Raw genomic sequence first — 24,544 nt, 5'->3', positions numbered from 1 at the left:
CACCCATGGCAACGCTTGAAATCCGAGACCTGCACGTCACCGTCGAGGCCGACAACGCCACGAAGGAGATCCTCAAGGGCGTCGACCTCACCGTGAAGCAGGGCGAGACGCACGCCATCATGGGCCCCAACGGCTCCGGCAAGTCGACCCTCGCCTACTCGCTCGCGGGCCACCCGAAGTACACGATCACCGGCGGCACCGTGCTGCTCGACGGCGAGGACGTCCTGGAGATGTCCGTCGACGAGCGCGCCCGCGCGGGCCTGTTCCTGGCGATGCAGTACCCCGTCGAGGTCCCCGGCGTCTCCGTCTCCAACTTCCTCCGTACGTCCGCCACCGCCATCCGCGGCGAGGCCCCCAAGCTGCGCACCTGGGTGAAGGAGGTCAAGGAGGCCATGGAGCGCCTCAACATGGACCCGTCCTTCGCCGAGCGCAACGTCAACGAGGGCTTCTCCGGCGGTGAGAAGAAGCGCCACGAGATCCTCCAGCTCGAACTGCTCAAGCCGAAGATCGCGATCCTCGACGAGACCGACTCCGGCCTCGACGTCGACGCCCTTCGCATCGTCTCCGAGGGCGTCAACCGCGTCCGCGAGTCCGGCGAGGTCGGCACCCTGCTGATCACGCACTACACGCGCATCCTGCGCTACATCAAGCCCGACCACGTCCACGTGTTCGCCGGTGGCCGCATCGTCGAGTCCGGCGGCCCGGAGCTGGCCGACAAGCTGGAGAACGAGGGCTACGAGGCTTACACCAAGCAGGACGCGGTCCACACGAAGGGTGGCGCATCCGAGTGACACAGCTGCCGGGCCTCCTCGACACCGAGGCGCTCCGCAAAGACTTCCCCATCCTGGACCGAGTGATCCACGACGGCAAGAAGCTCGTGTACCTGGACAACGCGGCGACGTCGCAGAAGCCGCGCCAGGTGCTGGACGCCCTGAGCGAGTACTACGAGCGCTACAACGCCAACGTCCACCGCGGTGTGCATGTGCTCGCCGAGGAGGCCACGGCGCTGTACGAGGGCGCGCGTGACAAGGTCGCCGAGTTCATCAACGCGCCCAGCCGCGACGAGGTGATCTTCACCAAGAACGCCTCCGAGTCGCTCAACCTCGTGGCGAACATGCTGGGCTGGGCCGACGAGCCCTACCGGGTGGACCACGAGACCGAGATCGTCATCACGGAGATGGAGCACCACTCCAACATCGTGCCCTGGCAGCTGCTGGCGCAGCGCACGGGCGCGAAGCTGAAGTGGTTCGGCCTGACCGACGACGGCCGCCTGGACCTGTCCAGCATCGACGAGGTCATCACCGAGAAGACGAAGATCGTCTCCTTCGTGCTGGTCTCCAACATCCTGGGCACGGTCAACCCGGTCGAGGCGATAGTCCGCCGCGCCCAGGAGGTCGGCGCGCTGGTCTGCGTCGACGCCTCCCAGGCGGCCCCCCACATGCCGCTGGACGTCCAGGCGCTCCAGGCCGACTTCGTCGCCTTCACCGGCCACAAGATGTGCGGCCCGACCGGCATCGGCGTCCTGTGGGGCCGTCAGGAACTGCTGGAGGACCTTCCGCCCTTCCTCGGCGGCGGCGAGATGATCGAGACGGTGTCGATGCACTCGTCGACGTACGCCCCGGCGCCGCACAAGTTCGAGGCGGGCACCCCGCCGATCGCGCAGGCGGTCGGTCTCGGCGCGGCGATCGACTACCTCACCTCGATCGGCATGGACAAGATCCTCGCCCACGAGCACGCGCTCACCGAGTACGCGGTGCGCAGGCTCGGCGAGGTCCCCGACCTGCGGATCATCGGCCCCACCACGGCCGAGGACCGGGGTGCGGCGATCTCCTTCACGCTGGGCGACATCCACCCGCACGACGTGGGCCAGGTCCTCGACGAGCAGGGCATCGCCGTCCGGGTCGGCCACCACTGCGCCCGTCCGGTCTGCCTGCGCTACGGAATTCCTGCGACCACGCGAGCGTCGTTCTATCTGTACTCCACGCCGGCCGAGATCGACGCTCTGGTCGACGGACTGGAGCACGTTCGGAACTTCTTCGGCTGAAGGGCTGGTCGTGAAGCTTGATTCGATGTACCAGGAAGTCATCCTGGACCACTACAAGAACCCGCACGGGCGTGGTCTGCGCGATGGCGACGCCGAGGTGCACCACGTCAACCCCACGTGCGGTGACGAGATCACCCTGCGCGTGAAGTACGACGGCACGAGGATCGAGGACGTCTCGTACGAGGGCCAGGGCTGCTCCATCAGCCAGGCCTCGGCCTCCGTACTCAACGAGCTGCTGGTCGGCAAGGACCTCGCCGAGGGGCAGAAGATCCAGGAGACCTTCCTGGAGCTGATGCAGTCCAAGGGCCGGATCGAGCCCGACGACGCGATGGAGGAGGTCCTGGAGGACGCCGTCGCGTTCGCCGGTGTCTCCAAGTACCCCGCCCGGGTCAAGTGCGCCCTCCTGAGCTGGATGGCGTGGAAGGACGCGACGGCCCAGGCGCTGGGTGGCGCGGCCGACGCCGAAAGGAAGACGGCATGAGCGAGACCGCTGAGATGAAGCCGGCCACGGAGGAGGAACTCCGCGAGGCGCTGTACGACGTCGTCGACCCCGAGCTGGGCATCGACGTCGTCAACCTGGGCCTGATCTACGGCATCCACATCGACGACGCGAACATCGCCACCGTCGACATGACCCTGACCTCTGCGGCCTGCCCGCTGACCGATGTCATCGAGGACCAGGCCAAGTCCGCCACGGACGGCCTCGTCAACGAGCTGCGCATCAACTGGGTCTGGATGCCGCCGTGGGGCCCCGACAAGATCACGGACGACGGCCGTGAGCAGCTCAGGGCGCTCGGCTTCAACGTCTGAGACCCCCGCACACGAAAGCGGCGGCACCCGGCCCGGGTGCCGCCGCTTCGTCGTGCGTCTCAGCTCAGCCCGTCCACGAGCCGGAAGAAGAAGTCCTGCCGGTTGGCCGTGTTGTAGCCGTACGGGTCCAGGCGCAGCTGGAAGTTCTGGTGGCGCAGGGCGTAGTTCGGGTAGTTCACCGACTGGAACATGACGTCGTCGGAGAACGGCGACGTCTGCGGGCAGAAGGTGGCGTCCTGCTTGAACAGGCTGCTGCCGTCGTAGCTCTCGGCGCGCAGCACGAAGTTCTGGTGGCGCAGATACAGCCCGTCATGTGTGGCGAAGGAGTAACAGGACGGATTCCACAGGCCTTTGACCAAGTTGAACGTGGAGTCCTGGCGGGACTCGGAGCCGTGGGGCGGGTCGAGCTTCACATAGCTGCCGCTCACGTGCCAGTAGCGGTCGGGGTAGTTGACCGAGTCGACCGACCTCCAGGTGGCGGAGGGCTTGGAGCCGGTGGAACCTCCCTGCGGGGCCGGGGACTTGGAGGGCTCGGCCGAGGCGGTCGGCGTGGCCGCCGGCTTGTCCTCGCTCGGGGACGGCGAGGGCGTGGGCGTGGCCGACGGCAGGCCGGTGTTCTTCGCCGACTTCGTGGTCGAACCCGACGAGGGAGAGGCGAAGGAGAGCAGTCCGGGGCCGTTGTCCGTAGTGGCGCCGGAGGACCCCGGGGAGGCCGTCTGCCGTACCGGCGCCTGCTGGTTCACGGCGATCGCCGTGACACAGGCGACGACCGTGGCCACGGCCAGTCCGCCGGCCAGCCAGAGTCTTCGGGTGCCCGGCGCGCGGGACGTGTCGGGGGCCCAGCCGTTCTCCCAGGGGTCGTTCCGCGGGGGCTGGGGTGTGCTTTCGTGCATGCGCTGTTCCTCCAGCGGCGCCCAGGGCGGCGGCCGGGGATGTGAGGGTGGGGTGGGTGGGGGGTGAAGCGATGGTGGAGCCGAGGGCTGCACACTAGTGGAGTCGAGGGGTCCCCGGGAGGCGTTTCAGCTAGCGGTTTCTATGAATGTGAAACATTCTCATGTGACGCATGGCCACAACTGTGCGCGAAGTGGTCCCATTTGGCGTCCGCCGTACCAGCGCGTGAGGGCCTCCCGCTGTGTACGCTCGTACATATGGGATACCTGTTGCTCGCCGCGGCCATAGCCGCCGAGGTGGCCGCCACGACGGCGATGAAGTACAGCGAGGGGTTCAGCCGGCCGGGACCCACGCTGCTGACGGCCCTGGGGTATGTCGTCTCCTTCCTGCTGCTCGCCCAGACCCTGAAGAGCGTTCAGATCGGCACGGCCTACGCGATCTGGGCCGGGGTGGGCACGGCGGTCGTCGCGGTGATCGGCCTGCTGCTGTTCGGCGAGGGACTGAACCCGGCGAAGGTCGCCGGCCTCGTCCTCATCGTCGGGGGAGTGGTGGTGCTGAACCTGGGCGGGGCCCACTGATGCCCCGGCGGTACGACCCCGAGCGGCGGCAGCGGATCATCGACGCCGCCATCCGGGTGGTCGGCGACAAGGGCATCGCGGGTCTGACCCACCGCTCGGCGGCCGCGGCGGCCGATGTGCCGCTGGGCTCCACGACGTACCACTTCGCCACCCTCGACGAGCTGTTGGTCGCCGCCCTGCGCCAGGCGAGCGAGGGCTTCGGCAAGGTGCTGGCCGAGCTGCTGCCCGAGGGCGGCCGGGGTGACCTCGCGACGGACCTCGCCCGGGCGCTGGGGGAGTGGCTGGACGGTGACCGCACCGGCGCCGAGCTGGAGTACGAGCTGTATCTCGCGGCGCTTCGGCGCCCCGCGCTGCGTCCCGTCGCGGCCGAGTGGACCGAGGAGACGGCGCTGCGGCTGGCCGGGCGCACGGACCCGGTCACGGCACGCGCGCTGCTCGCGCTGATGGACGGGATCTGCCTCCAGGTGCTGCTGACGGGCGCTTCCTACGACGAGGAGTACGCGCGCGAGCTGCTGGCCCGGCTGATCCCCTGAACCACCGCCCGGCAGGTGAGACGCGGTTCGCCCTCACGACCCCGCTCACGTTAGGTTTTCCCCCATGACCGAGTCTGCTTCCCGTACCACCGGCGCCGTCGCCGCCGGCCTTGCCACCATCGCCTCCGACGGCACCGTTCTCGACACCTGGTTCCCGGCGCCCGAGCTGGTCGAGGCGCCGGGGCCGGCCGGCACCGAGCGGCTGACCGCCGAGCGGGCGGCCGGGCTGCTGGGCGGCGGCGCGACCGCGGCGACCGGCCCGGACGCCCGCCGCGGTGTCGAGGTGGTGGCGGTCCGCACGGTCATCGCCTCCCTGGACGAGAAGCCGATCGACGCGCACGACGTCTATCTGCGGCTGCACCTGCTCTCGCACCGCCTGGTCAAGCCGCACGGCCAGAGCCTGGACGGCATCTTCGGCCACCTCGCCAACGTCGCCTGGACCTCGCTCGGCCCGGTCGCCGTCGACGACGTGGAGAAGGTGCGGCTGAACGCCCGCGCCGAGGGCCTGCACCTCCAGGTCACCTCCGTCGACAAGTTCCCGCGCATGACGGACTACGTGGCCCCGAAGGGCGTCCGCATCGCCGACGCCGACCGGGTCCGCCTGGGCGCGCACCTCGCCGAGGGCACCACGGTCATGCACGAGGGCTTCGTCAACTTCAACGCCGGCACGCTCGGCACCTCCATGGTCGAGGGCCGGATCTCGGCGGGCGTGGTGGTCGGCGACGGCTCGGACATCGGCGGCGGCGCCTCCACGATGGGCACGCTCTCCGGCGGCGGCAACGTCCGCATCACCATCGGTGAGCGCTGCCTGATCGGCGCCGAGGCGGGCGTGGGCATCGCCCTGGGCGACGAGTGCGTGGTCGAGGCGGGCCTCTACGTCACCGCCGGCACCCGCGTCACCATGCCCGACGGCCAGATCGTCAAGGCCCGCGAACTCAACGGCGCCTCCCACATCCTGTTCCGCCGCAACTCGGTCACCGGCACGGTCGAGGCCCGGCCGAACAACGCGGTCTGGGGCGGACTGAACGACATCCTGCACAGCCACAACTGACGTACGGCGGCCGGGTCACCCGTCCGGACCTGCCGGACTGGGCACGGGGTGGGGTCGGCACGAGGCTGGAGGCCGAGCCCATGGGCGGCCGGACGGTGAACCCGGCGCGGCCGCGCCCCGCCGGGCCCCGGCCTCCAGGAGCGTGATGAGCGTGGCCCGCAACCGCCGTCTGATCCTCAGCCCGCCCCCCGAGGTCTGGCGCCTGCTGTCCGACGGCCACCGCTACGGGGAGTGGGTGACGGGAACCCAGCGGGTCCTCGACGCGGACCCGCACTGGCCGGACGTGGGCGCCCGCCTGAAAGTCCGGGTCGGCGCCGGCCCGCTGACCCTCGACGACACCTGCGTCGTCCGTGTCTGCGAACCGCAGCGCCGTCTGGAGCTGGAGGCGAAGGCGGATCCCTTCGGCGCCGCCCGCATCGCCATGAAGCTGATCCCCTGGGGCGAGAACACCCTGCTCATTCTGCAAAGCTAAGGGGGCCGTCGACATCCAGGAACAGCAAGGGGCGGCTCACGGGAACAACGTACGGCAGCAGGGTCACGACCCGCTGAGCAGATCCTCGTACAGCCCGCGCAGTCGGCCGACCGTTTCCGGGCCTGCCGCCCGCAGCGGTGCGCGGACCGGGCCCGCGGGCAGTCGCAGGGCGTTGAGCAGGCCCTTGACGGTGACGGTGCCGGGCAGGTCGGCCGCGGTCATCGCCTCGACGAGCGGCGTGGCGCGGCGCTGGAGGCGGGCGGACACGGCGGTGTCGCCCGCCTCGAACGTGTCCAGGATGTCCCGGACCAGGCCCGGGACGACATTGGCGACCGTGCTGACGCAGCCGGCCGCCCCGACCGCGTACAGGGCGAGGATGTGCTCGTCGCAGCCGGCGTAGTACGCCAGGCCGGTGCGCTCCAGCACCTTCTGGGTGCCGAGGAAGTCGTAGGAGCAGTCCTTCACGGCCACGATCCCGGGATGGTCCGCGAGCCGGATCATGGTCTCCGGTTCGATGCGGGTGCCGGTGCGGCCCGGGATGTCGTACAGCATCACCGGCAGGCCGGCGGCGTCCGCGACCTCGCGGAAGTGCGCCTCCACCGCGTCCTGCGGCGGCCGGCTGTAGTACGGCGTCACCACCAGCACACCGTCGGCGCCGGCCTTCCCGGCCGCCAGGGCAAGCTCGACGGTGTGCCGGGTGTCCGCGGTGCCCACTCCCGCCAGCAGGCGGGCCCGGTCGCCGACCGCGTCCCGGACGGCCGCGATCAGTTCCGTCTTCTCCGCGTCCGTCGTGGTGGGCGACTCGCCGGTGGTGCCGTTGAGCACCAGTCCGTCGCAGCCCTCCGTCACGAGCCGGTCCGCGAGCCGCCCGGCTCCGTCGAGGTCCAGCGCCCCCGACTCGGTGAAGGGGGTGACCATCGCGCAGAGGGTGCGGCCGAAGGGGCGTGAGGGGTTCGTCATGAGGGTAGTCTCGGCGGCAGGTGAGTGAAGCTCCACTTAATTCTTCTATGAGGTATTGATAAGTATCACTGCGATATGTGAGGGTGGGCCGATCAGGCCCTATGTCCAACCCGGTCGTTCATGGGTCACCATGGGTGAAGGTCACCGAACGCAGTCATGGGAGGCACCATGAAGCTCGGCAAGGCACTGGCCACCGGCGTCGCCGAGGAGCGGCCGCTCGCCCACCAGGAAGAACCCGTCCTCCACGAGGAGACCACCGAACCGTCCGAGGCCGCCGCCGCATCCGTGCCCGTGGCCGCGCCCGCTCCCGAAGAGGTCCCGGCCGCCCGATGAGGCTGCGGCTCCCGGCCGAACGCCCCACGGAGCCGCCGACCGGATACAAGATCGCCCACCCGGTGCTGTCCCAGGACGGCACCCGGGCCGGGTTCACCGGTGTGTCGCTGGGCGGCGCGCTGCCGTACAAGGTCGTGGACGACGCGTCCTGCGTCTACGGCCGAAGGCACCGCCCGCCCGCGCGGCTGTGCGACTGCGGTTTCCACTGCGTGCACGACCGCGCGGCCGCCGAGGCCCTGCTGTGCACCGCGGAACACCGGGCGGCGGCCCTGCTCGACGTCCGCGTCCTCGGCGCCTACATCCGCTTCGAACGCGGCTTCCGCTACGCCCGGCAGCGGGTGCGGACCGCGACCGTCGGCCCCTGCGCCTGCGGCGCCGTCCCGGTCGCGCTCGCCGACGCGGGCTGGGGCCGGCCCGGCTGGCAGGCCCTGTCCCCCGCCTGCGCGGGCTGCCTGCGCGGTCGTACGTCCCTCTCGCTCGCCGGATTCGCCCGGCTGGCCGGGGACGGCCTGAGGGTGGTCGCGCGCGGCGGCGCCGGCACGGCGCCACTGGAGCAGGCCGGGTCCGAGGGGCTCGGCGTGCCCGAACTCGTCGCGGAGGCGGCGTTGTTGCAGGCCCGCCTCGACTGGTTCCAGACCCAGCTGGGCCGTCTCGGTGAACGCGGATCCCAAGGGGGCGATCAGGGCTAACGGCCGACGGCCGGGGTACCCGGATGGTCCGGACCGAGAGGACCGAGAGGAGGCCGGACACCGTGACCGGGACCACGGACGTACGGCCCAGGGCCGGCGAGCACCCCTCCACGGGCGAACTCGTCGGACGGGCCACCGAACAGCTTTCCCGTCTCCTGCGGCAGGAAGTGACCCTGGCCAAGGAGGAGTTGGCGGACAAGGGGCGGCGCGCCGGCCGCGGCGGCGGACTGCTGGGCGCCGCGGGCGCCGTCGGATACGTCGGCCTGATCACCCTGGCCGGCGCGGCCACCGCCGCCCTCTCCCTGGCGCTGCCCGTGTGGGCGGCGGCGCTCGTCGTCGCGGTGGTGTTCTTCACCGTGGCCGCGATCCTGGCCGCGACCGGACGCGCCCAGTTGCGCCACGCCGCTCCGCCGGCACCCGAGGAGACCCTCCACAGCGTCAGGGCCGATGTCGACGAGATCAGGGAAAGGGCACACCGATGACGCACAGGACCCCGCACGGCCGGGGCGCCAAGGGCCCCACCGAGCTGCGAGAACAGATCGAACAGACCAGGCACCAGCTCGGCGACACCATCGAGGAGCTGGTGGCGAAGGTGGACGTGAAGGGCCGCGCCTCGGCGCGCGCCGCCGACCTCAGGGACAAGGCGGGCGCGATGACCGTGCAGCTGCGCAGCAGCGCCGCGCTGGCCGGGCACGCCGCCCAGGAGCGGGCGGTCAAGGCCGGACACACCGTCCAGGAACGTGCCCTCAAGGCGGGTCACACCGTCCAGGAGCGGGCGGGCCGCGGCGGCCACGCCCTCCAGGAGACGGCCGGGCACGCGGGTCACACCGTGGAGCGCGGTGTCCCGGTGCGGGTGCGCGCGGTGGTCCAGGCCGGGATGCGGCATCCGCGGCTGGTGCTGATCGCCGGTGTGGCCGGCGCGGCCCTCGCGGCGGGCGTGCTGTGGCGCAAGGGCGGCACCGAGGCCTGACCGGCGTCCGAGGGCGCCGTCCGCGGGCCGCGCCCGAGGCCAGGCGCCCCCCGCCCGTGGCGAGAGCGCCTGGCGGGACTGGCTGGACGGGGCGTCCAGCCAGTCCCGAGCGGCTCGCCCGGCCGCGCTACGGACGGAACCGCAGCACCTGCGGGTCGTGGTCGCTGATCTGGTCGTTGAACTCCGCGTTGATGTGCACGCTGTCGTACCGGAAGTCGCAGCCGCGCCGGATCGCGGGGCTGATCAGGATCTGGTCGAGGACCTGCTCGTTGCCCTGGTAGTCGTAGGTGTACCGCTCGCTCCTGGGCAGCGACTTGATCGCCGACCACAGCTCGCCGTCGCCCTCGAGGATCTTCGCGGTGCCGGAGAACTCGAAGTCGTTCATGTCGCCGAGCGCGACGACGTCCGCGTTCCGCTGGACGGCCAGGATGTTCTTCACGAAGGCGTTCACCTCCGTCGCCTGGGCGTGACGCTGGACCTCGGAGCCGCGCGTCGGCGGCTGGTACTGCGAGGTCAGCCCCTGATCACCGCCCTTGGAGATCAGGTGGTTGGCGATCACGAACACCGTCCGGCCACGGAAGACGAACTGGCCGACCAGCGGCTTGCGGCTGTTCGTCCAGGCCGCGTTCGCCGGGTCGATCCGGCCCGGGGAGACCGTCAGCTCCGCCTTGCCGTGCACCCCGGTGACACCAACAGCGGTGGTGGAGTCGCCGCCCGGGCGGTCCACGAAGGACACCCGCTGCGGGTTGAACAGGAACACCTGGCGGATGTTGCCGCCGGGCTCGCCGCCGTCCTGGTCGTTGACCGGGTTGATCGAACGCCAGTCGTACTTCGGGCCGCCCGCCGCGACGATCGCGTCGATCAGCTTGTTCACCGTGACGCTCGCGTCGACCGTGCCGTCGTCGGTGGCACCGTCGTTGTCCTGGATCTCCTCCAGGGACACGATGTCGGGCGACTGCAGGTTGTTCACGATCGCGGCCGCGTGGTGGTCGAAGGTGGCGTCCGACGGGTCGAGGTTCTCGACGTTGTACGTCGCCACCGCCAGCTCGCCGTGCGACTGCTTGCGGGTCGTCTCGCGCTGCAGGCCGCCGCTCTTCAGCGTGCCGAGCCGGCTCGCGACCAGGGTGTAGCCGCCGAACTGGTTGTAGTCCAGCGGACCCGTGGTGGCGCCCTCCAGGGTGTCGCCGACGTTCGCCTTGGGGAAGTCGGCGGCCGGGCCGAGCGACTGGACCTGGAGGCGGCCGGTGTTCTGGGAGTCGTAGGAGCCGTAGACCGTGCCGCCTCGGCGGTTGCGGTGCTCCCACGGCTTCACCGTGACCCACAGCTCGCTGTACGGGTCGGTGCGCGTGACCACGCGGGTGTCGGCGACCTGGACGTTCATGCCCTCCAGGGACTCGTAGTAGTCCAGGGCGTACTTCTTCGGCTGCAGCGTCAGACCGTTGACGGAGCCGTTCGCGGCCGGGTCACCGCTCGGCGCGTACGCGTCCGGTACGGAGTCCTCGTCGATGACGACCGGCGCCGGGACCGGGTTGCCGCTGGAGACCGTGGTGACCACCGGCTTGGTGATCTCCGTGACCGACTGCTCGCCGGACGAGGCGCCGCCCGGCACGTACTCGGAGACCGTGCCGGTGACCGTGACGGAGTCGCCGACGGCCACCTTCGGCGCGGAGCCGGTGAACACGAACACGCCCTCGCTGGTGGCCGGATCGTCGTCCGGGGTCGGATCCTGGAGCCAGAAACCTCTGGACGAGCCGTAGGCGCGCGTGGCCGTGACGACACCGGGCACGTCCATGACCTTCTGGCCCGCGTACGGCGATATCCGGGTCGTGCCCTGGATGTCGTGGATGCGCACCGAGTCGGCGTGCGCGGGGGAGGTGAGGACGACGGCGGACGCCGCGCTGCAGACGGCGGCGACGGTGAGCGCGGCGAGGCGCGCGGAAGACCTGCTCGGCAAGGGATTCCCTCCGGAAACATGCGTGAGCGCCGGGACGAGGGTGGAACGGGAGCGTGCCGGGCCGGTAGCCCTCCGTGACACGCGTAGAGCCGAGTGAACAGTTGTCCCCCCAACTTCTACGCGCGTCAATCTCCTGCCTGTGCACGGGAGTTGTCAAGGTTTCGGCCATGTGCGAGGGCCGGCGGCGACAGGAACCGGGTGGCATGGGTGGAAATCCGTCTAGGCTGAGCGGCTGAGTCCTTTCACGGTCCGAGGAGAACCAGTCGATGTCAGACAGCTCCCCCCTGCCGCCGGTGCGGCTGCATCCCGAAGCGGAGCTGGCGCGCGCCGCGCTGTCCACGCCGTTGCTCTCCCGGGCCGCCCGGCTCGCCCGCTGGGCCGGACCCGGCACCCGCGTCGACTCCGGCGGCCAGCTGGTCGAGGAACAGCTGCCGGCCGCCGCCGAACTGCTCGGACTGAGCGGCGAGGACGCCGCCGCGCACATCGGCGAGGCCTGGCGGGTCGCCGTGGACGCCGGCCTGGTCGAGATCACCGACGCGGAGGCCGGGACCGTCGCCGCCGGGGAGGAACTCGCGCTGCTCACCGCCGGCTCACCGCGCGACGTGCTCGCGGTCTGGCTGTCCGGTCTGGAGACCGTGATCGCGGACGCCACCGTTCCCGACCTCGACGGACTGGTCGACGCCCTGGACGAGGGCGGCGAGGTCGATTTCTCGTCACTCGGCTGGAACCCCGAGGCGGAGGCCGAGTTCCTCGACGGCGTCCTCGGCAACCTCTACCTCCTGACCGTGAGTGAGGACGGCCCCGGCGACGGTCCGGTCCCGCTGCCCGCCCTCGCCGCCTCGATGATCGTCCCCAGCGACATGGGTGAGCCCACCAACGACGTCCTGGAGAAGGTCTCCGACGCGATGATGCGCCTGGACGACCAGTTCCGGATGCTGGAGCCCGCCGGGATCGTCGAGTACCGGCCCGTCGACGAGGCGCTCATGGCCGACACCGACGAGGAGCCCGCCGCGCCGGTCGACGAGACCGACGTCGCCCGCTACGGCATGGTCCGGCTCACCCCGCTCGGCGCCTACGGGCTGCGGGCGCGCCTGCTGGAGGCCGGCCTGCGGGCGCCCGCGGTCGGTGAACTCGCGGACAAGGGCGCCGACGTGCTGCTCGACGGCACCTCGGGCTTCCCGCCCGCCGCCGCCCAGGCGGAGACCGAGCAGTGGCTGGCCCGCCGCGAACCCCTCGCCGCCGCCCGCGAGTTGCTCGCCGCCGCCCGCGGCACGGACACCGGCGGCCCCCTGCGCCGCCTGCGCTGCCAGCAGGCCCTCTCCCTGGTCGGCGCGGAGGCGGAACCCGCCCTGCGCGAGGTCCTCGACGACCCCGAACTCGGCGGCCTGGCCCGCGTCTGGCTGAGCGAGCGCGGCGCCGCCGACGTGCCGGCGCCCTCGCAGGAACTGGTCTTCTGGCTCACCGTCGACACCGTCGCCGCCCAACTCGCCGCCGAGGGCAACTCGGAGGAACTCCAGGCCCTGGTGGAGGGACTCGCCCGGCAGCACGGCGGCTTCTTCGCGACGGCCTGGCGGGTGGAGCACCCGGCCACCGCCGACGTGCTGGAGGCGATGGGCCGGCTGCACCCGGACAAGAAGGTGGCCAAGGAGGCCCGCAAGGCGGCGTTCAAGGCGCGTTCGCAGCAGGCGGGGTGACGGCGGGCGGACCCTCCGGGAGGAGGCCTCCCGCTTGCCGCGAGGACAACTGACATCTAACATTTCAGCCGTGGAGGCCCTACGACCCGTCCAGCGCACCCTCCTCAGGGACCGTGCCTACGAAGCCATCCGGGACGCCATCGTGGCCGGGGAGATCGAGCCCGGCGCGGTGGTGCGCGACGCCGATCTCGCCGAGCGGCTCGGGCTGTCCCGGGCGCCGGTCCGGGAGGCCTTCTCCCGGCTGGTGGACGAGGGTCTGCTGGAGAGCAAGCCGCAGAGCTACACGCGGGTCACCCCGGTCCTCGCCTCCGACGTACGGGACGCGGCCGCCGTGGTCGGCGCCCTGCACGAGCTGGTCACCCGGGTCGCCGTGGCCCGGCTGTTCGCCGCCGACGTGCAGGCGATGCGCACCGCCAACGAACGGTTCACGGCGGCCGTCGGCGCGGGCGACGTCGACGGGGCCCTGCGCGCCGACGACGCCCTGCACGACGTCCTCGTCCGGGTCGCCGGAAACCGTGCGGCCGCCGCCACCATCGCCCGCTACACCCCGCTGATCCGCCGGCTGGAACGGCGCCGCTTCGCGGAGGGCGGCACCTGCCGCTCGGCCGGCCTGCACGACCGGCTGATCGAGGCCTGCGCGAGCGGCGACACGGACACGGCTGTCCGCGTCACCGCCAGGATCTGGCGCAGCCTCGCAGATCTCGTCGACCTGACCGACGGCGACCCGGCCGACGGCGACTGATCCGATCCCGGGAGGACCCGTGTCCCCGAACCTGCCACCGTCCCCGTCTCCGTCTCCGTCCCTGTCCTCGTACGAGCGCTACCCCCTCCTCTTCGGGCCCTCGCCCGTGCACCCCCTGGAGCGCCTGACCGCGCATCTCGGTGGTGCCTCGCTCTGGGCCAAGCGCGAGGACTGCAACTCCGGGATCGCCTACGGCGGGAACAAGACCCGCAAGCTGGAGTACCTGGTCGCCGACGCTCTGGCGCAGGGCTGCGACACCCTCGTGTCGATCGGCGGGGTGCAGTCCAACCACACCCGCCAGGTCGCGGCCTGCGCCGCCCGGGCCGGCCTCAAGTGCGTGCTGATCCAGGAGAGTTGGGTCGAGTGGCCCGACTCCGTCTACGACAAGGTCGGCAACATCCTGGTCAGCCGGCTCGCCGGAGCCGACGTACGGCTGGTGCGGGCCGGGTTCGGCATCGGGTTCAAGGAGAGCTGGGAACAGGCGCTGCGGGAGGTCGTGGAGGCGGGCGGAAAGCCGTACGCCATTCCGGCCGGGGCCTCCGACCACCCGCTCGGCGGCCTCGGCTTCGCGAACTGGGCCCATGAAGTCGCCGAGCAGGAGCGGGAGTCGGGGGTCTTCTTCGACACGGTGATCGTGTGCTCGGTGACCGGGTCCACCCAGGCCGGCATGGTCGCCGGGTTCCGCGCCCTGGAGGAGGCGGGCGGCCGGCCGCGCCGGGTGCTCGGGATCGATGCCTCGGCCGAGCCCGCCCGCACCCGGGAGCAGATCGCCCGGATCGCCCGGAACACCGGCCGGCTCATCGGGGTGAGGCGGGAGCTGACCGAAGCGGACGTCGAGCTGGACGAGCGGTACCACGCGGGGACCTACGGCATCCCCGACGAGACCACCCTGGACGCCATGCGGCTCGCCGCCCGCACCGAGGGCATGGTCACCGACCCGGTCTACGAGGGCAAGTCGATGGCCGGGCTCGTCGACCTGGTCCGGCGCGGGGAGATCGGCGCGGACTCCACCGTGCTGTACGCCCACCTCGGCGGCCAGCCCGCGCTGAACGCGTACAGCGCCCTGTTCTGAGCCCCTCCGCTCAGGGGGCGGCCGCCTTCCGGCCCCTGAGCGTCACGGCCGCCACCAGCAGCGCGCCCAGCGCGATCAGCGCACCCACGCCGAACGCGCGGGCCGCGCCCTCGGTGAGGACGGCGGCCGGACTTCCGCCGGCGTGCCGGGTCGCGGTGCCGAACACCGTGACCAGGACGGAGAGTCCGAGGGTGCCGCCGAGCCACTGCAGGGTCTGCAGCAGGCCGGAGGCGGCGCCCGCCTCCCCCGGTTCGACGGCGGCCAGGATCGTGGCGTTGAGCGGCATGAAGCTCAGCCCCACGCCCAGGCCGAGCACCAGCAGCGGACCGAGCAGCCCGGCCGCGTAGCCGTCCCCGGGCCCCAGCCGCCACAGCCACCCCGAGCCGGCGACCACCAGTGACATGCCGGTCAGCAGGACCGGCTTGGTGCCGAAGCGGGCCAGCAGGCGCGGCACCAGGCGGACGGTCGTGAACATCGTCAGGGTCATCGGCAGGAAGGCGAGCCCGGCCCGCAACGGGCTGAACATCAGGACCTGTTGACAGATGAGGGTGAGGAAGTAGAAGGCGCCGAACATGCCCGCCGGCAGCAGCATGATGCTCGCGTAGCCGCCCGCCCGGTCCCGGTCGGCGAACAGCCGCAACGGCATGACCGGCCCTGCCGCCCGGGACTCGATCAGGACGAAGCACGCCACCAGCGCGGCGGCCGTGCCGAAGCCGAGCAGCGCCTGGGCATCGCTCCAGCCCGCCTGGGAGACCCGGATGAACGCGTACACCATGGAGGCCGTGCCGGCCGTGCCGGTGAGCGCGCCGGCGAGGTCGAAGCGGCCCGCGTGCCGCTGGGTCTCGGTGACGAAGCGCGGGAGGGCGAGGACGAGGACCGCGCCGATGGGCACGTTGATGAGCAGGGCCCAGCGCCAGGAGGCCCAGGAGGTGAGCATGCCGCCGAGGACCAGACCGGCCGAGCCGCCGATGCCGGCCATGGACGAGTAGACGCTCAGGGCATGGTGGCGGCGCGGGCCCGCCGGGAAGTTGGTGGTGATCAGGGCGAGTGTGCTGGGGGCGATCAGGGCGCCGCCGACGCCCTGGAGCGCACGGGCGGCGAGCAGCCAGCCGCCCTCGGTGGAGATCCCGCCGAGCAGCGAGGACAGGGCGAACAGCCCCGCGCCCAGGGTGAGTGTGCGGCGGCGGCCGATGATGTCGCCGACCCGGCCGCCGAGCAGCAGCAGGCCGCCGAAGGTGAGGGTGTAGGCGTTGAGGACCCAGGACAGCCCGGTGCGGCTGAAGCCCAGGTCCTGTTGGATGTCCGGCAGGGCTACGTTGACGACGGTGGAATCGACGCCGACCATCACATAGGCGGTGACGATGACGAGGAGGGTGGTGCCGAGCCCGGCGGGGTGCGCCGGCCCGGTGGACGTGGCTGCCGTGGTGGACGGTGCGGACGGGGTGGACATGAGGGTCTCCCGGTCTGGGCGTCCCCGCCTCGGGCGCGTCAGGGCAGGTCGGACTGCCCACGGAGCACGCGACGATAAGCGGGGACTGTCTCCGTTTAGTGCTCGATAAGATACGGAGACGGTCCCCGGTTCGCAAGGAGTATCTGGATGGCGCAGGTCAGGCCCATGCGGGCGGACGCTCGGCGCAACTACGAGCGGTTGCTGGAGGTGGCGGCCGAGGCTTTCGCTGAGCACGGGGAGAACGCGTCGCTCGACGACATCGCCAAGCGGGCGGGCGTCGGCTCCGGCACGCTGTACCGGCATTTCCCCACCCGTCAGGCGCTGTTGGAGGCCGCGTACGTCGACCGGATCGAGGCGATGGTGACGCGGGCCGAGGAGCTGGCGAAGGAGCTGCCGCCGGGCGAGGCGCTGGGGGAGTGGCTCTACGAGCTGTGCGTGGGGACCATCCAGGTGCGCGGCATGAAGACCCTGCTGGGCTCGGCCGTCACGGACGCCACGGGTTCCGCCGCGCTCACGGCCTGCGGCACCTCGGTGCGGGCGGCGGCGACCCGGCTGGTCGAGGCGGCCCAGGCGGAGGGCGGCCTGCGCGCGGACATCGAGCCGATCGAGGTGCTGCGGCTGGCGCACGGTGTGGCGACGGCGTCCGAACTGGCGGACGGACGGGGCGGGTACATCCGACGGTATCTGTCGCTGCTGACGGAGGGGCTGCGGCCCGGCCCGGGGGAGGCGGCAGGCTGAGCCCCGGGCGCCCCGGCGGACCGGGGGCGCCCGTGGGCGTCGCTACGGTGGCCTACAGGGCCTTAGCGCCCGGTTCGACCATGTTCCGTACGGTGCGTGCCTTGACGAAGTCGCCCAGCGCGGTCATGTCCCACTCGCCGGAGAACTGCCTGACCAGCTTGGCCATCAGCACGCCGGTCTGCGGCTCGGCGCCGGTGAGGTCGAAGCGCACCAGCTCCTCGCCGCTGGCCGCGTCCACCAGCCGGCAGTAGGCCTTGGCGACCTCGGTGAACTTCTGCCCGGAGAAGGAGTTCACGGTGAAGACCAGCCCGGTGACCTCCTGGGGGATACGGCCGAGGTCGACCACGATCACCTCGTCGTCGCCCCCGCCCTCGCCGGTGAGGTTGTCGCCGGAGTGCTTGATCGCGCCGTTCAGGATGGACAGCTTGCCGAAGTAGCAGCTGTCGACGGGGTTGCGCTGCGGGCCGTAGGCGACGACCGAGGCGTCCAGGTCGATGTCCTTGCCGCGGAACGCCGGCTCCCAGCCGAGGCCCATCCGGACCTGGGTGAGCAGCGGCCGGCCGCCCTTGACCAGGGAAACGGTCTGGTTCTTCCGCAGGCTGACCCGGCCCTTGTCGAGGTTGATCTTCCCGGCGCCGGGGGCGGGGGAGGCCGGTGCCGGGGGCGCGGCGGGCGCCGGCGGCACCGGCTGGGAGGCGGGGGCCGGTGCGGGGGCGGGCGCGGGGGCCGGTGTCGCGGCCGGTGCCGGCGTGGCGGCCGGCTCCTCGACCGTCACACCGAAGTCGGTCGCGATGCCGGCCAGCCCGTCGGCGTACCCCTGCCCCACCGCGCGTGCCTTCCAGACCCCGCCCCGCAGATAGATCTCGACGACCACCAGCGCCGTCTCGGTCCCGAGCCGCGGGGGCGTGAAGGTGCCGAGGACGGAGCCGTCGTCGGCGTCGCGGATGGTCGCCGTGGGTTCGATGCCCTGGAAGGTCTGGCCGGTGGCGTCCGGGCTCGCGGTGACGACGATCTTCTCGATGCCGGGCGGCACGGACCCGGTGTCGACGGTGATCGCGTCCGGTGCCGTACCCCCGCCGGAGCGGTAGGTCACGCCCGGGCCGTTCGGCTGGTTGTAGAAGATGAAGTCGTCGTCGGAGCGCACCTTGCCGTCGGCGGTGAGCAGCAGGCCCGATACGTCGAGCCGCACCGGGGCGGTGACGTCGACCGTCACGCGGGCGGCGGCCAGGGGGATGTTCGAGCCGGGGGTCATAGCTGTCATGCCGGGTGAACGAGCGAGGCGACTTTGCCGTTCCCTTACCCGGCCGCCAGTTCTACGACGGCATGACCACGATCTTGCGCCCCACCCCGGCCGCGAACTGCTCCAGCGCCTGCGGATACCGCTCCAGCGGGACCCGGTCGCTGATGAACACCTCGGGGTCCAGCACCCCGTTGGCGAACAGTTCGGCCGCGCGTTCGAAACTGTGCAGCACTGCCATGGAACCGGTGATGGTGATCTCCTGGTTGTAGATCCGGTACGGGTCGATCGTCACCCGGGTCGCGTAGTCGGCCACCCCGAACTGCAGGAACGTTCCCGCCTTGGCGACCCGGTCCAGACCGTCCTGGATGGCCGCCGCGTTCCCGGTGGCGTCCACCACCACGTCCCAGCCCTGCGGGCGGTCGAGTTCGTCCGCGCTCGCGGCGGACGCCGAGACGCCGAGCCCGCGGGCGGTCTCCAGGCGGGCCGGGTTCACGTCCACCACGTCCACGCTCGCCGCGCCGGTCCGCTTGGCCAGCTCGAGCATCATCAGGCCCATCGTGCCGGAGCCGTAGACCAGGACGTGGGCGCCCAGCCGGGAGCGCAGGACGTCGTAGCCGCGTACCGCGCAGGACAGGGGCTCCACCAGGGCCGCGTCCTCGGTACGGACGTGCTCCGGGAGCCGTACGCAGTTCGCCACGGGGGCCACGGCGTAGCGGGCCGCGCCGCCGGCCGTGGTCACACCGATCGCCGCCCAGCGTTCGCAGAGGTTGTTGTGGCCGCTGCGGCAGTGGCGGCACTCGTGGCAGTACAGGGACGGGTCCACCGCCACCCGGTCGCCGACCGACACCTCATTGACCTGGCTGCCGACGCCGACCACCTCGCCCGCGAACTCGTGGCCGGGGACGATCGGCAGCTCGGGCGCGAACTCGCCCCGCAGGATGTGCAGATCGGTGCCGCACAGTCCGCAGGCGGCGACCTCGACGACGACCTCGCGCGGCCCGGGCGTCGGGTCGGGGACCTCGGTGACGACGGCGCGGCCCACGGACTCGATGACGGCGGCCTTCATTTCACTGCTCCCAACGACAGGCCCTGGACCAGCTTGTCCTGGGCGGCGAACCCCGCGGCGAGCACCGGCAGGGAGATGACGAGCGACGCGGCGCACACCTTGGCCAGGAACAGGCCCTGGCTGGTGATGAAGCCGGTCAGGAAGACCGGGGCGGTCTCGGCGACCACGCCGGTGAGGACCCGGGCGAACAGGAGTTCGTTCCAGCTGAAGATGAAGCAGATCAGGGCGGTGGCGGCGATGCCGGGCAGGGCGATCGGGGCCACCACGCGGGCGAGGACGGTCGGCAGCCGGGCGCCGTCGATCTGCGCCGCCTCGATCACCGCGACCGGCACCTCGGCCAGGAACGACTGCATCATCCACACCGCGATCGGCAGGTTCATGGAGGTGTAGAGGATGACCAGCAGCCAGATGTTGTCGAGCATCCCGGCGTTCCTGGCGAAGAGGTAGACCGGCAGCAAGCCCGCCACGGCCGGGAGCATCTTCGTCGACAGGAAGAAGAACAGCACGTTCGTCCATTTGCGGACCGGCCGGACCGACAGCGCGTAGGCCGCCGGGAGGGCGAGCAGCAGGACGCAGATTGTGGACGCCACGGACGCCACGGTGGAGTTGATCAGCGCGGGCCAGGGGCTGGCGCCGCCGCCGGTGCCGAAGAACTCGCGGTAGCCGTCCAGGGTGAGGGCGGCCGTGAAGGACGGCGGGTTGGTCGCCGCGTCCTGCTCCGAGTGGAAGGACGTCAGCGCCATCCACGCGACGGGCAGGAAGAACAGGATTCCGGCCAGCCAGGCGACCAGCCCCAGGCCGACGCCCTTACGGCGGCGTACTCGTACCGCGACGGCACTCATGCGCGGGACACCTCCTCGCGGAACAGGGACGACACCACGCGCAGGGCGAAGGTCGCGATGACGATCGAGCCGATGACCACCAGGACGCCGGCGGCCGAGGCGAGGCCGTTCTCGTGGGCCTGGTAGAAGCTCTGGTAGACGGTGTAGGGCAGGTTGGCGGTGCCGAGACCGCCGGAGGTGATGGTGAACACCGCGTCGAAGTTCTGGACGATGTAGATCGAGCCCAGCAGAGCGCCCAGTTCCAGGTAGCGGCGCAGATGGGGGAGGGTGAGGTGGCGGAAGACCTGCCAGTCGTTCGCGCCGTCGACCCGGGCCGCCTCGATCTGCTGCTGGTCCCGGCTCTGCAGCCCGGCCAGCAGGATCAGCATCATGAACGGCGTCCACTGCCACACCAGGGAGGCCTCGACCGCGAGCAGCGGAGTGCCCGAGATCCAGTCCGGCTGCGGGCCGCCCACATAGTGCAACAACCCGTTGAAAAGGCCGTATTCGGGGTTGTAGAGCACATGCTTCCAGAGCAGCGCGGCGGCCACCGGCACCACCAGGAACGGGGCGATCAGCAGGGTGCGTACGACGCCCCGGCCGCGGAACCTGCGGTCCAGCAGGAGGGCCAGGGCGAGGCCCAGGACCAGGCTGGCCAGCACCACCGCCACCGTGAGCAGCACCGTCGTCCACACCGAGTGGCGCAGGTCCGCGTCGGTGAGCACCTGGCGGTAGTTGTCGAGGCCGGTGAAGCGGCGGGCCTTGGGGTAGAGGGCGTTCCAGTCGAAGAAGGAGATCACCAGCGTGGCCACGAACGGCAGCTGGGTGACGGCGATCATGAAGACGAGGGCGGGCAGCAGCGGGGCTCTGGTGGCCCAGGCGCGCAGGCGGGCGGGGGGCCGGCTCGGCGTGCGGACGGGGGTGGCGGCGAGCGGGGCCGTGGTGGTGGCGGTCATCGTCCCTGGTACTCCTTGGCGACCTGGTCGGCGAGCTGCTGGGACTTCCTCAGGGCCGAGTCGACGGACTGGCGTCCGGCGATGGCCGAGCTGATCTCCTGGGAGACCTTGGTGCCGAGGTCGGTGAACTCGGGGATGCCGACGAACTGGATGCCGGGTGCGGGACGCGGCTGGACGCCGGGGTCGTCCGGCCGGGCGCTCTCGATGGCCTGCCTGGTCATCTCCTGGAAGGCGCCGGCCTCCTTGCGGTAGGCGGCGTCGGTGTAGGTCGAGGCGCGTTTTCCGGCCGGGACGTCGGACCAGCCGAAGGTGTCGCCGACCAGTCGCTCGTACTGCTTGCCGGAGGCCCAGGAGACGAACTTCCAGGCCTTGTCGGGGTTGTGGGAGGCCTTCTGGATGCCCCAGGCCCAGGTGTAGAGCCAGCCGGAGGACGGGGTCCGCTCCACCGGGGCGGGGGCGTAGCCGAGCCTGCCCTTGACGGCGGAGCCCTTCGCCTCCAGGGAACCGGCCGCGGAGGTGGCGTCGTACCACATGGCGACCTTGCCCTGGGTCATGTTGTTCAGGCACTCGGCGAATCCGGACTGGGCGGCGCCCAGCTCGCCGTGCCGGCGGACCAGGTCCACGTAGAACTTCGTCGCCTTCTCGAACTCGGGGGAGTCGAGGCGCGCCTTCCAGCCCTTGTCGAACCAGGTGCCGCCGAAGGTGTTCACCACCGTGGTCAGCGGTGCCATCAGCTCGCCCCAGCCGGGCAGTCCGCGCAGACAGATGCCGCGCATGCCGGGCCGCGCCCCGTCGGCCCTCGCCGCGAGGTCGGCGACCTGGGTCCAGGTGGGGTGGGCGGGCATGGTCAGGCCCTTGGCCGCGAACACGTCCTTGCGGTACATCAGGAAGGACGACTCGCCGTAGAAGGGCTGGCCGTAGAGCTTGCCGTCGTCACCGGTGAGGGACTGGCGCATCGGCTTCAGGACGTCCTGCTCGTCGTAGCCGGGGTCCCCGGCGACATAGCCGTTCATGTCCTTCAGCCAGCCGTTGCGGGCGTAGATCGGTATCTCGTAGTTGGACAGGGTCGCCACGTCGTACTGCCCGGCCTGGTTGGCGAAGTCCTGGCTGATCTTGTCGCGGACGTCGTTCTCGGGCAGGACCGTGAAGTTGACCTTGATGCCGGTCTCCGCGGTGAAGTGGGCGGCGGTGAGCTTCTGCAACTCGGTCATCTGCGGGTTGTTGACCATCAGGACGTTGATGGAATCGCCGCCGGAACCGGACCCGCCCGCTCCGACCCAGCAGCCGGAGAGCAGCGGGGCGAGCAGCGTCCCTGCGGCGGCCAGCGCGAGTGTGGCTCGCGGAGGCCGTCGTCGGCTCTGGGTTCGCATGGATCGCTCCTGGACGTAAGGGGAGATAAAGGGCGCTACCGGGTGTGGAGGTACTCCCGGGTGGTGAGTTGGGTTCTCGGACGGAGAGGGTGGGCCGGGTTCGGACGTCAGACCCGGATGACCTGCGGCCCCAGCAACGAGTACCGGTGGGCCTCGGCCGCCGGGAGCAGGGTGCTGGTCACGATCGCCTCCAGGACGCCGATCTCGGCGAACCGGCAGAAGCTCACCGCGCCGAACTTGGTGTGCACACCCGCGAAGACGGTGCGCCGGGCGGCACGCACGGCCTGCGCCTTGACCTCGCTGACGGCGGGGTCGGGCGTGGTCAGACCGTGTTCGCGGGAGATGCCGTTGGCGCCGATGTAGGCGAGGTCGACGACGAAGCCGGAGAGCATCCTCGTCGTCCAGTGGTCGACGGTGGCCAGGGTGCCGGAGCGGACCCGGCCGCCGAGCAGCAGCACCGACGTGTTCTCGGCGCCGGCCAGGCTGCCGGCCACCGGCAGGGACGCCGTGACCACGGTCAGCGGCCGGTCCCGGGGCAGGACCTCGGCGATGAGCTGCGGGGTGAAGCCCTCGTCGACGAAGACCGTCTCGGCGTCGCCCAGCAGGTCCGCGGCGGCGGTCGCGATCCTTCGCTTCTCGGGAACATGGCTGGTGGCCCGGAAGGCGAGCGTCGTCTCGAACCCGGCGCTCTCCACCGGATAGGCGCCCCCGTGGGTGCGGCGCACCAGGCCGTGGTCCTCCAGCGCGCGCAGATCGCGCCGGATGGTCTCCCTGGCCACGCCCAGCTCTGCGGCGAGCGCGGTGACGTCGACCGAGCCGGTGGCCCGCGCGGCCAGCACGATCTCGCGCCGGCGGTCCTCCGCCGTCCTGGTGCCCATGTCGTCACCCGCTTTCCCTGTGCCGCTGCCCGTTCGGGCTCATGGGGGAAGTTCTACAGCGGGGGCGCGGTGCTGACCAGGTCTGTTGCGGGCCCGATCCTGCCCGGGTGTGCCCGTTCGCCGGCCCCGGTGCCCGCCTCGGACCTGCGCGGCCGTGCTGGCTCGGGTGGGATCGGGCGCCTTCGGTGCCCGCATGGGGAGGCGGGCGGGCCCGTTCGCTGCCCGCCCGCCCTCGCGAACGCTCGTTTTCCGCCTTCCCCGGTACGGCGGAGGGTCAGTACGGCCAGATCGGCGGGTCGCTCACGAAGTGGCCGCCCAGGTGGGTGTGGGCCGGGTTCCCGGGATCCAGTTCGCCCTGCTCGGCGATGAGCTTGTCGGCGTACGGCTCGGAGTCGTCCCGCGGCTCGTAGCCGAGCGCCCGGGCGGTCGTCAGGTCCCACCACAGGCGCGTGTTGGCGGAGGAGCCGTAGACCACCGTGTGGCCGACCTCCTCGGCGGTCAGCGCCGCGTGGAAGAGGCGGGCGCCGTCGGCCGGGCTCATCCACACCGAGAGCATGCGCACGCTGGTCGGCTCGGGGAAGCAGGAGCCGATGCGCACGGAGACGGTCTCCAGGCCGTGCTTGTCCCAGTAGAGCTGGGCGAGGTCCTCGCCGAAGGACTTGGACAGGCCGTAGAAGGTGTCCGGGCGGTGCGGGGTGTCGACCGGGATCAGCGCGTCGCCCGCGCGCGGGGCCGGGGCGAAGCCGACGGCGTGGTTGGAGGAGGCGAAGACGACACGTGGCACACCCTCCTGGCGGGCGGCCTCGTAGAGGTTGTAGGTGCCCTCGATGTTCGAGCGGAGGATCTTCTCGAAGGGCGCCTCCAGGGAGATGCCCGCCAGGTGGAGGACCGCGTCCACGCCGCGCACCGCCTCGCGCAGGGCCGCCGGGTCGGTGAGGTCCGCGGTGATCGCGTCGGGCGCGCCCTCGACGGGGCGCACGTCGAACAGGCGCAGTTCGTAGCCGTACTCCGGGAGCAGGTCCCGCATCAGCGTCCCGAGCCCGCCTGCGGCGCCGGTGAGCAGAACGGTACGGGGAGCGGGCATCCTGGGTCTCCTAGCGTCGGGCGGCCTCATTCATGTCCAGCATTCACATGCGTGGACACCGTAAGGAGCGGTGGCGTACGGGGTCAAGTGTGGCGTGGCGTGCGGAAATCCGCTGCTGTGTTGCGGGTTTGCGTGCTTGACCCGCATT

At 71.5% G+C, this 24,544-nt stretch carries 26 protein-coding genes and 1 pseudogene; 16 read left to right on the top strand and 11 right to left on the bottom strand.

From position 1 onward, the window contains the following. Positions 1 to 5: 5 nt before the first annotated feature. The 4 genes from sufC to ACFYMM_RS04020 are packed head-to-tail and all read left to right on the top strand — an operon-like array spanning position 6 to position 2,854. Positions 6 to 791, top strand: coding sequence for a Fe-S cluster assembly ATPase SufC (sufC, locus tag ACFYMM_RS04035; protein WP_388383576.1), 786 nt, complete (start codon positions 6 to 8; stop codon positions 789 to 791). Further along, positions 788 to 2,044 (top strand): cysteine desulfurase, encoded by a 1,257-nt coding sequence (locus tag ACFYMM_RS04030; RefSeq protein WP_388383574.1) that lies wholly within the window; start codon positions 788 to 790, stop codon positions 2,042 to 2,044. Before sufC ends, ACFYMM_RS04030 begins: the two co-directional genes overlap by 4 nt. A gap of 10 nt (positions 2,045 to 2,054) precedes the next feature. Then, on the top strand, positions 2,055 to 2,525 hold the full coding sequence (gene sufU / locus ACFYMM_RS04025; RefSeq protein WP_388383572.1) for a Fe-S cluster assembly sulfur transfer protein SufU: 471 nt from the start codon (positions 2,055 to 2,057) through the stop codon (positions 2,523 to 2,525). Beyond that, the gene (locus tag ACFYMM_RS04020) at positions 2,522 to 2,854 is read left to right on the top strand and encodes a metal-sulfur cluster assembly factor (protein ID WP_388383570.1); all 333 of its coding nucleotides are present in this window, start codon (positions 2,522 to 2,524) and stop codon (positions 2,852 to 2,854) included. Before sufU ends, ACFYMM_RS04020 begins: the two co-directional genes overlap by 4 nt. Positions 2,855 to 2,913: 59 nt before the next feature. Here ACFYMM_RS04020 and ACFYMM_RS04015 read toward each other — a convergent pair whose 3' ends face one another. Next, positions 2,914 to 3,747: an AbfB domain-containing protein gene (locus tag ACFYMM_RS04015; protein ID WP_388383569.1), complete on the bottom strand. Its 834-nt coding sequence runs from the start codon at positions 3,745 to 3,747 to the stop codon at positions 2,914 to 2,916. 255 nt (positions 3,748 to 4,002) lie between these two features. Here ACFYMM_RS04015 and ACFYMM_RS04010 point away from each other — a divergent pair, with 255 nt between their 5' ends. From ACFYMM_RS04010 to ACFYMM_RS03995, 4 genes and pseudogenes are all read left to right on the top strand, one after another. Beyond that, positions 4,003 to 4,323 (top strand): DMT family transporter, encoded by a 321-nt coding sequence (locus ACFYMM_RS04010; protein WP_388383567.1) that lies wholly within the window; start codon positions 4,003 to 4,005, stop codon positions 4,321 to 4,323. Further along, positions 4,323 to 4,856: a TetR/AcrR family transcriptional regulator gene (locus ACFYMM_RS04005; RefSeq protein ID WP_388383564.1), complete on the top strand. Its 534-nt coding sequence runs from the start codon at positions 4,323 to 4,325 to the stop codon at positions 4,854 to 4,856. The genes ACFYMM_RS04010 and ACFYMM_RS04005 overlap by 1 nt, the downstream gene beginning before the upstream one ends. Before the next feature lie 64 nt (positions 4,857 to 4,920). Further along, positions 4,921 to 5,907, top strand: a complete 987-nt coding sequence (gene dapD / locus ACFYMM_RS04000) for a 2,3,4,5-tetrahydropyridine-2,6-dicarboxylate N-succinyltransferase (RefSeq protein ID WP_388383562.1) — start codon at positions 4,921 to 4,923, stop codon at positions 5,905 to 5,907. A 151-nt stretch (positions 5,908 to 6,058) separates the two neighbouring features. Further along, positions 6,059 to 6,370, top strand: a pseudogene (locus ACFYMM_RS03995) (SRPBCC family protein); the annotation flags it as partial. A gap of 72 nt (positions 6,371 to 6,442) precedes the next feature. On the opposite strand, the gene dapA reads toward ACFYMM_RS03995, so the two are convergent. Continuing rightward, positions 6,443 to 7,339 (bottom strand): 4-hydroxy-tetrahydrodipicolinate synthase, encoded by an 897-nt coding sequence (gene dapA / locus ACFYMM_RS03990; protein ID WP_388383560.1) that lies wholly within the window; start codon positions 7,337 to 7,339, stop codon positions 6,443 to 6,445. Positions 7,340 to 7,507: 168 nt separating this feature from the next. Here dapA and ACFYMM_RS03985 point away from each other — a divergent pair, with 168 nt between their 5' ends. From ACFYMM_RS03985 to ACFYMM_RS03970, 4 genes are all read left to right on the top strand, one after another. Next, complete coding sequence (locus ACFYMM_RS03985) at positions 7,508 to 7,672, top strand: hypothetical protein (protein ID WP_388383558.1); 165 nt, start codon at positions 7,508 to 7,510, stop codon at positions 7,670 to 7,672. After that, complete coding sequence (locus tag ACFYMM_RS03980; protein WP_388383556.1) at positions 7,669 to 8,361, top strand: hypothetical protein; 693 nt, start codon at positions 7,669 to 7,671, stop codon at positions 8,359 to 8,361. Before ACFYMM_RS03985 ends, ACFYMM_RS03980 begins: the two co-directional genes overlap by 4 nt. Before the next feature lie 62 nt (positions 8,362 to 8,423). Continuing rightward, a complete protein-coding gene (locus ACFYMM_RS03975; protein ID WP_388383554.1) occupies positions 8,424 to 8,843 on the top strand; it encodes a phage holin family protein in 420 nt (139 codons plus the stop codon). After that, the gene (locus ACFYMM_RS03970; protein WP_388383552.1) at positions 8,840 to 9,331 is read left to right on the top strand and encodes a DUF3618 domain-containing protein; all 492 of its coding nucleotides are present in this window, start codon (positions 8,840 to 8,842) and stop codon (positions 9,329 to 9,331) included. Before ACFYMM_RS03975 ends, ACFYMM_RS03970 begins: the two co-directional genes overlap by 4 nt. 127 nt (positions 9,332 to 9,458) lie before the next feature. Here ACFYMM_RS03970 and ACFYMM_RS03965 read toward each other — a convergent pair whose 3' ends face one another. Then, positions 9,459 to 11,285 (bottom strand): endonuclease/exonuclease/phosphatase family protein, encoded by a 1,827-nt coding sequence (locus tag ACFYMM_RS03965; protein ID WP_388383550.1) that lies wholly within the window; start codon positions 11,283 to 11,285, stop codon positions 9,459 to 9,461. 266 nt (positions 11,286 to 11,551) lie between these two features. Here ACFYMM_RS03965 and ACFYMM_RS03960 point away from each other — a divergent pair, with 266 nt between their 5' ends. The 3 genes from ACFYMM_RS03960 (at position 11,552) to ACFYMM_RS03950 (ending at position 14,793) form a co-directional block, all read left to right on the top strand. Continuing rightward, on the top strand, positions 11,552 to 12,979 hold the full coding sequence (locus ACFYMM_RS03960) for a hypothetical protein (protein ID WP_388383547.1): 1,428 nt from the start codon (positions 11,552 to 11,554) through the stop codon (positions 12,977 to 12,979). A 70-nt stretch (positions 12,980 to 13,049) separates the two neighbouring features. Then, complete coding sequence (locus tag ACFYMM_RS03955) at positions 13,050 to 13,721, top strand: GntR family transcriptional regulator (RefSeq protein ID WP_388383545.1); 672 nt, start codon at positions 13,050 to 13,052, stop codon at positions 13,719 to 13,721. A gap of 19 nt (positions 13,722 to 13,740) precedes the next feature. Next, a complete protein-coding gene (locus ACFYMM_RS03950; RefSeq protein ID WP_388383543.1) occupies positions 13,741 to 14,793 on the top strand; it encodes a 1-aminocyclopropane-1-carboxylate deaminase in 1,053 nt (350 codons plus the stop codon). Between the two features lie 10 nt (positions 14,794 to 14,803). On the opposite strand, the gene ACFYMM_RS03945 is transcribed toward ACFYMM_RS03950, so the two are convergent. Continuing rightward, entirely contained in the window at positions 14,804 to 16,243 is a 1,440-nt protein-coding gene (locus tag ACFYMM_RS03945; RefSeq protein ID WP_388383541.1) for an MFS transporter, read from the bottom strand. A gap of 147 nt (positions 16,244 to 16,390) precedes the next feature. Here ACFYMM_RS03945 and ACFYMM_RS03940 point away from each other — a divergent pair, with 147 nt between their 5' ends. Beyond that, positions 16,391 to 16,981: a TetR/AcrR family transcriptional regulator gene (locus tag ACFYMM_RS03940; protein WP_388383539.1), complete on the top strand. Its 591-nt coding sequence runs from the start codon at positions 16,391 to 16,393 to the stop codon at positions 16,979 to 16,981. A gap of 52 nt (positions 16,982 to 17,033) precedes the next feature. Here the strand turns inward: ACFYMM_RS03940 and ACFYMM_RS03935 are convergent, their stop codons facing one another. The 7 genes from ACFYMM_RS03935 to ACFYMM_RS03905 all read right to left on the bottom strand — a co-directional run bounded on the left by ACFYMM_RS03935 (position 17,034) and on the right by ACFYMM_RS03905 (position 24,396). Beyond that, positions 17,034 to 18,233, bottom strand: a complete 1,200-nt coding sequence (locus tag ACFYMM_RS03935; RefSeq protein ID WP_388384480.1) for a TerD family protein — start codon at positions 18,231 to 18,233, stop codon at positions 17,034 to 17,036. Between the two features lie 61 nt (positions 18,234 to 18,294). Continuing rightward, positions 18,295 to 19,287 carry a zinc-dependent alcohol dehydrogenase family protein gene (locus tag ACFYMM_RS03930; protein WP_388383537.1) on the bottom strand — a complete coding sequence of 331 codons (993 nt, stop codon included), beginning with the start codon at positions 19,285 to 19,287 and terminating at the stop codon, positions 18,295 to 18,297. Beyond that, positions 19,284 to 20,129, bottom strand: a complete 846-nt coding sequence (locus tag ACFYMM_RS03925) for a carbohydrate ABC transporter permease (RefSeq protein ID WP_388383536.1) — start codon at positions 20,127 to 20,129, stop codon at positions 19,284 to 19,286. Before ACFYMM_RS03925 ends, ACFYMM_RS03930 begins: the two co-directional genes overlap by 4 nt. Beyond that, a complete protein-coding gene (locus ACFYMM_RS03920) occupies positions 20,126 to 21,064 on the bottom strand; it encodes a carbohydrate ABC transporter permease (protein WP_388383534.1) in 939 nt (312 codons plus the stop codon). Before ACFYMM_RS03920 ends, ACFYMM_RS03925 begins: the two co-directional genes overlap by 4 nt. Then, positions 21,061 to 22,434: an ABC transporter substrate-binding protein gene (locus ACFYMM_RS03915; RefSeq protein ID WP_388383532.1), complete on the bottom strand. Its 1,374-nt coding sequence runs from the start codon at positions 22,432 to 22,434 to the stop codon at positions 21,061 to 21,063. The genes ACFYMM_RS03920 and ACFYMM_RS03915 overlap by 4 nt, the downstream gene beginning before the upstream one ends. A gap of 107 nt (positions 22,435 to 22,541) precedes the next feature. Beyond that, a complete protein-coding gene (locus ACFYMM_RS03910) occupies positions 22,542 to 23,312 on the bottom strand; it encodes a DeoR/GlpR family DNA-binding transcription regulator (RefSeq protein WP_388383530.1) in 771 nt (256 codons plus the stop codon). Positions 23,313 to 23,586: 274 nt separating this feature from the next. Further along, positions 23,587 to 24,396, bottom strand: coding sequence for an NAD-dependent epimerase/dehydratase family protein (locus ACFYMM_RS03905; RefSeq protein WP_388383528.1), 810 nt, complete (start codon positions 24,394 to 24,396; stop codon positions 23,587 to 23,589). Between the last annotated feature and the right edge of the window lie 148 nt (positions 24,397 to 24,544).

It is taken from the genome of Streptomyces sp. NPDC006739 (genome assembly GCF_042869815.1).
Lineage (GTDB): Bacteria > Actinomycetota > Actinomycetes > Streptomycetales > Streptomycetaceae > Streptomyces.
Note: the sequence above shows the minus strand (reverse complement) of the source record. Positions and strands in the feature narration are given on the sequence as shown.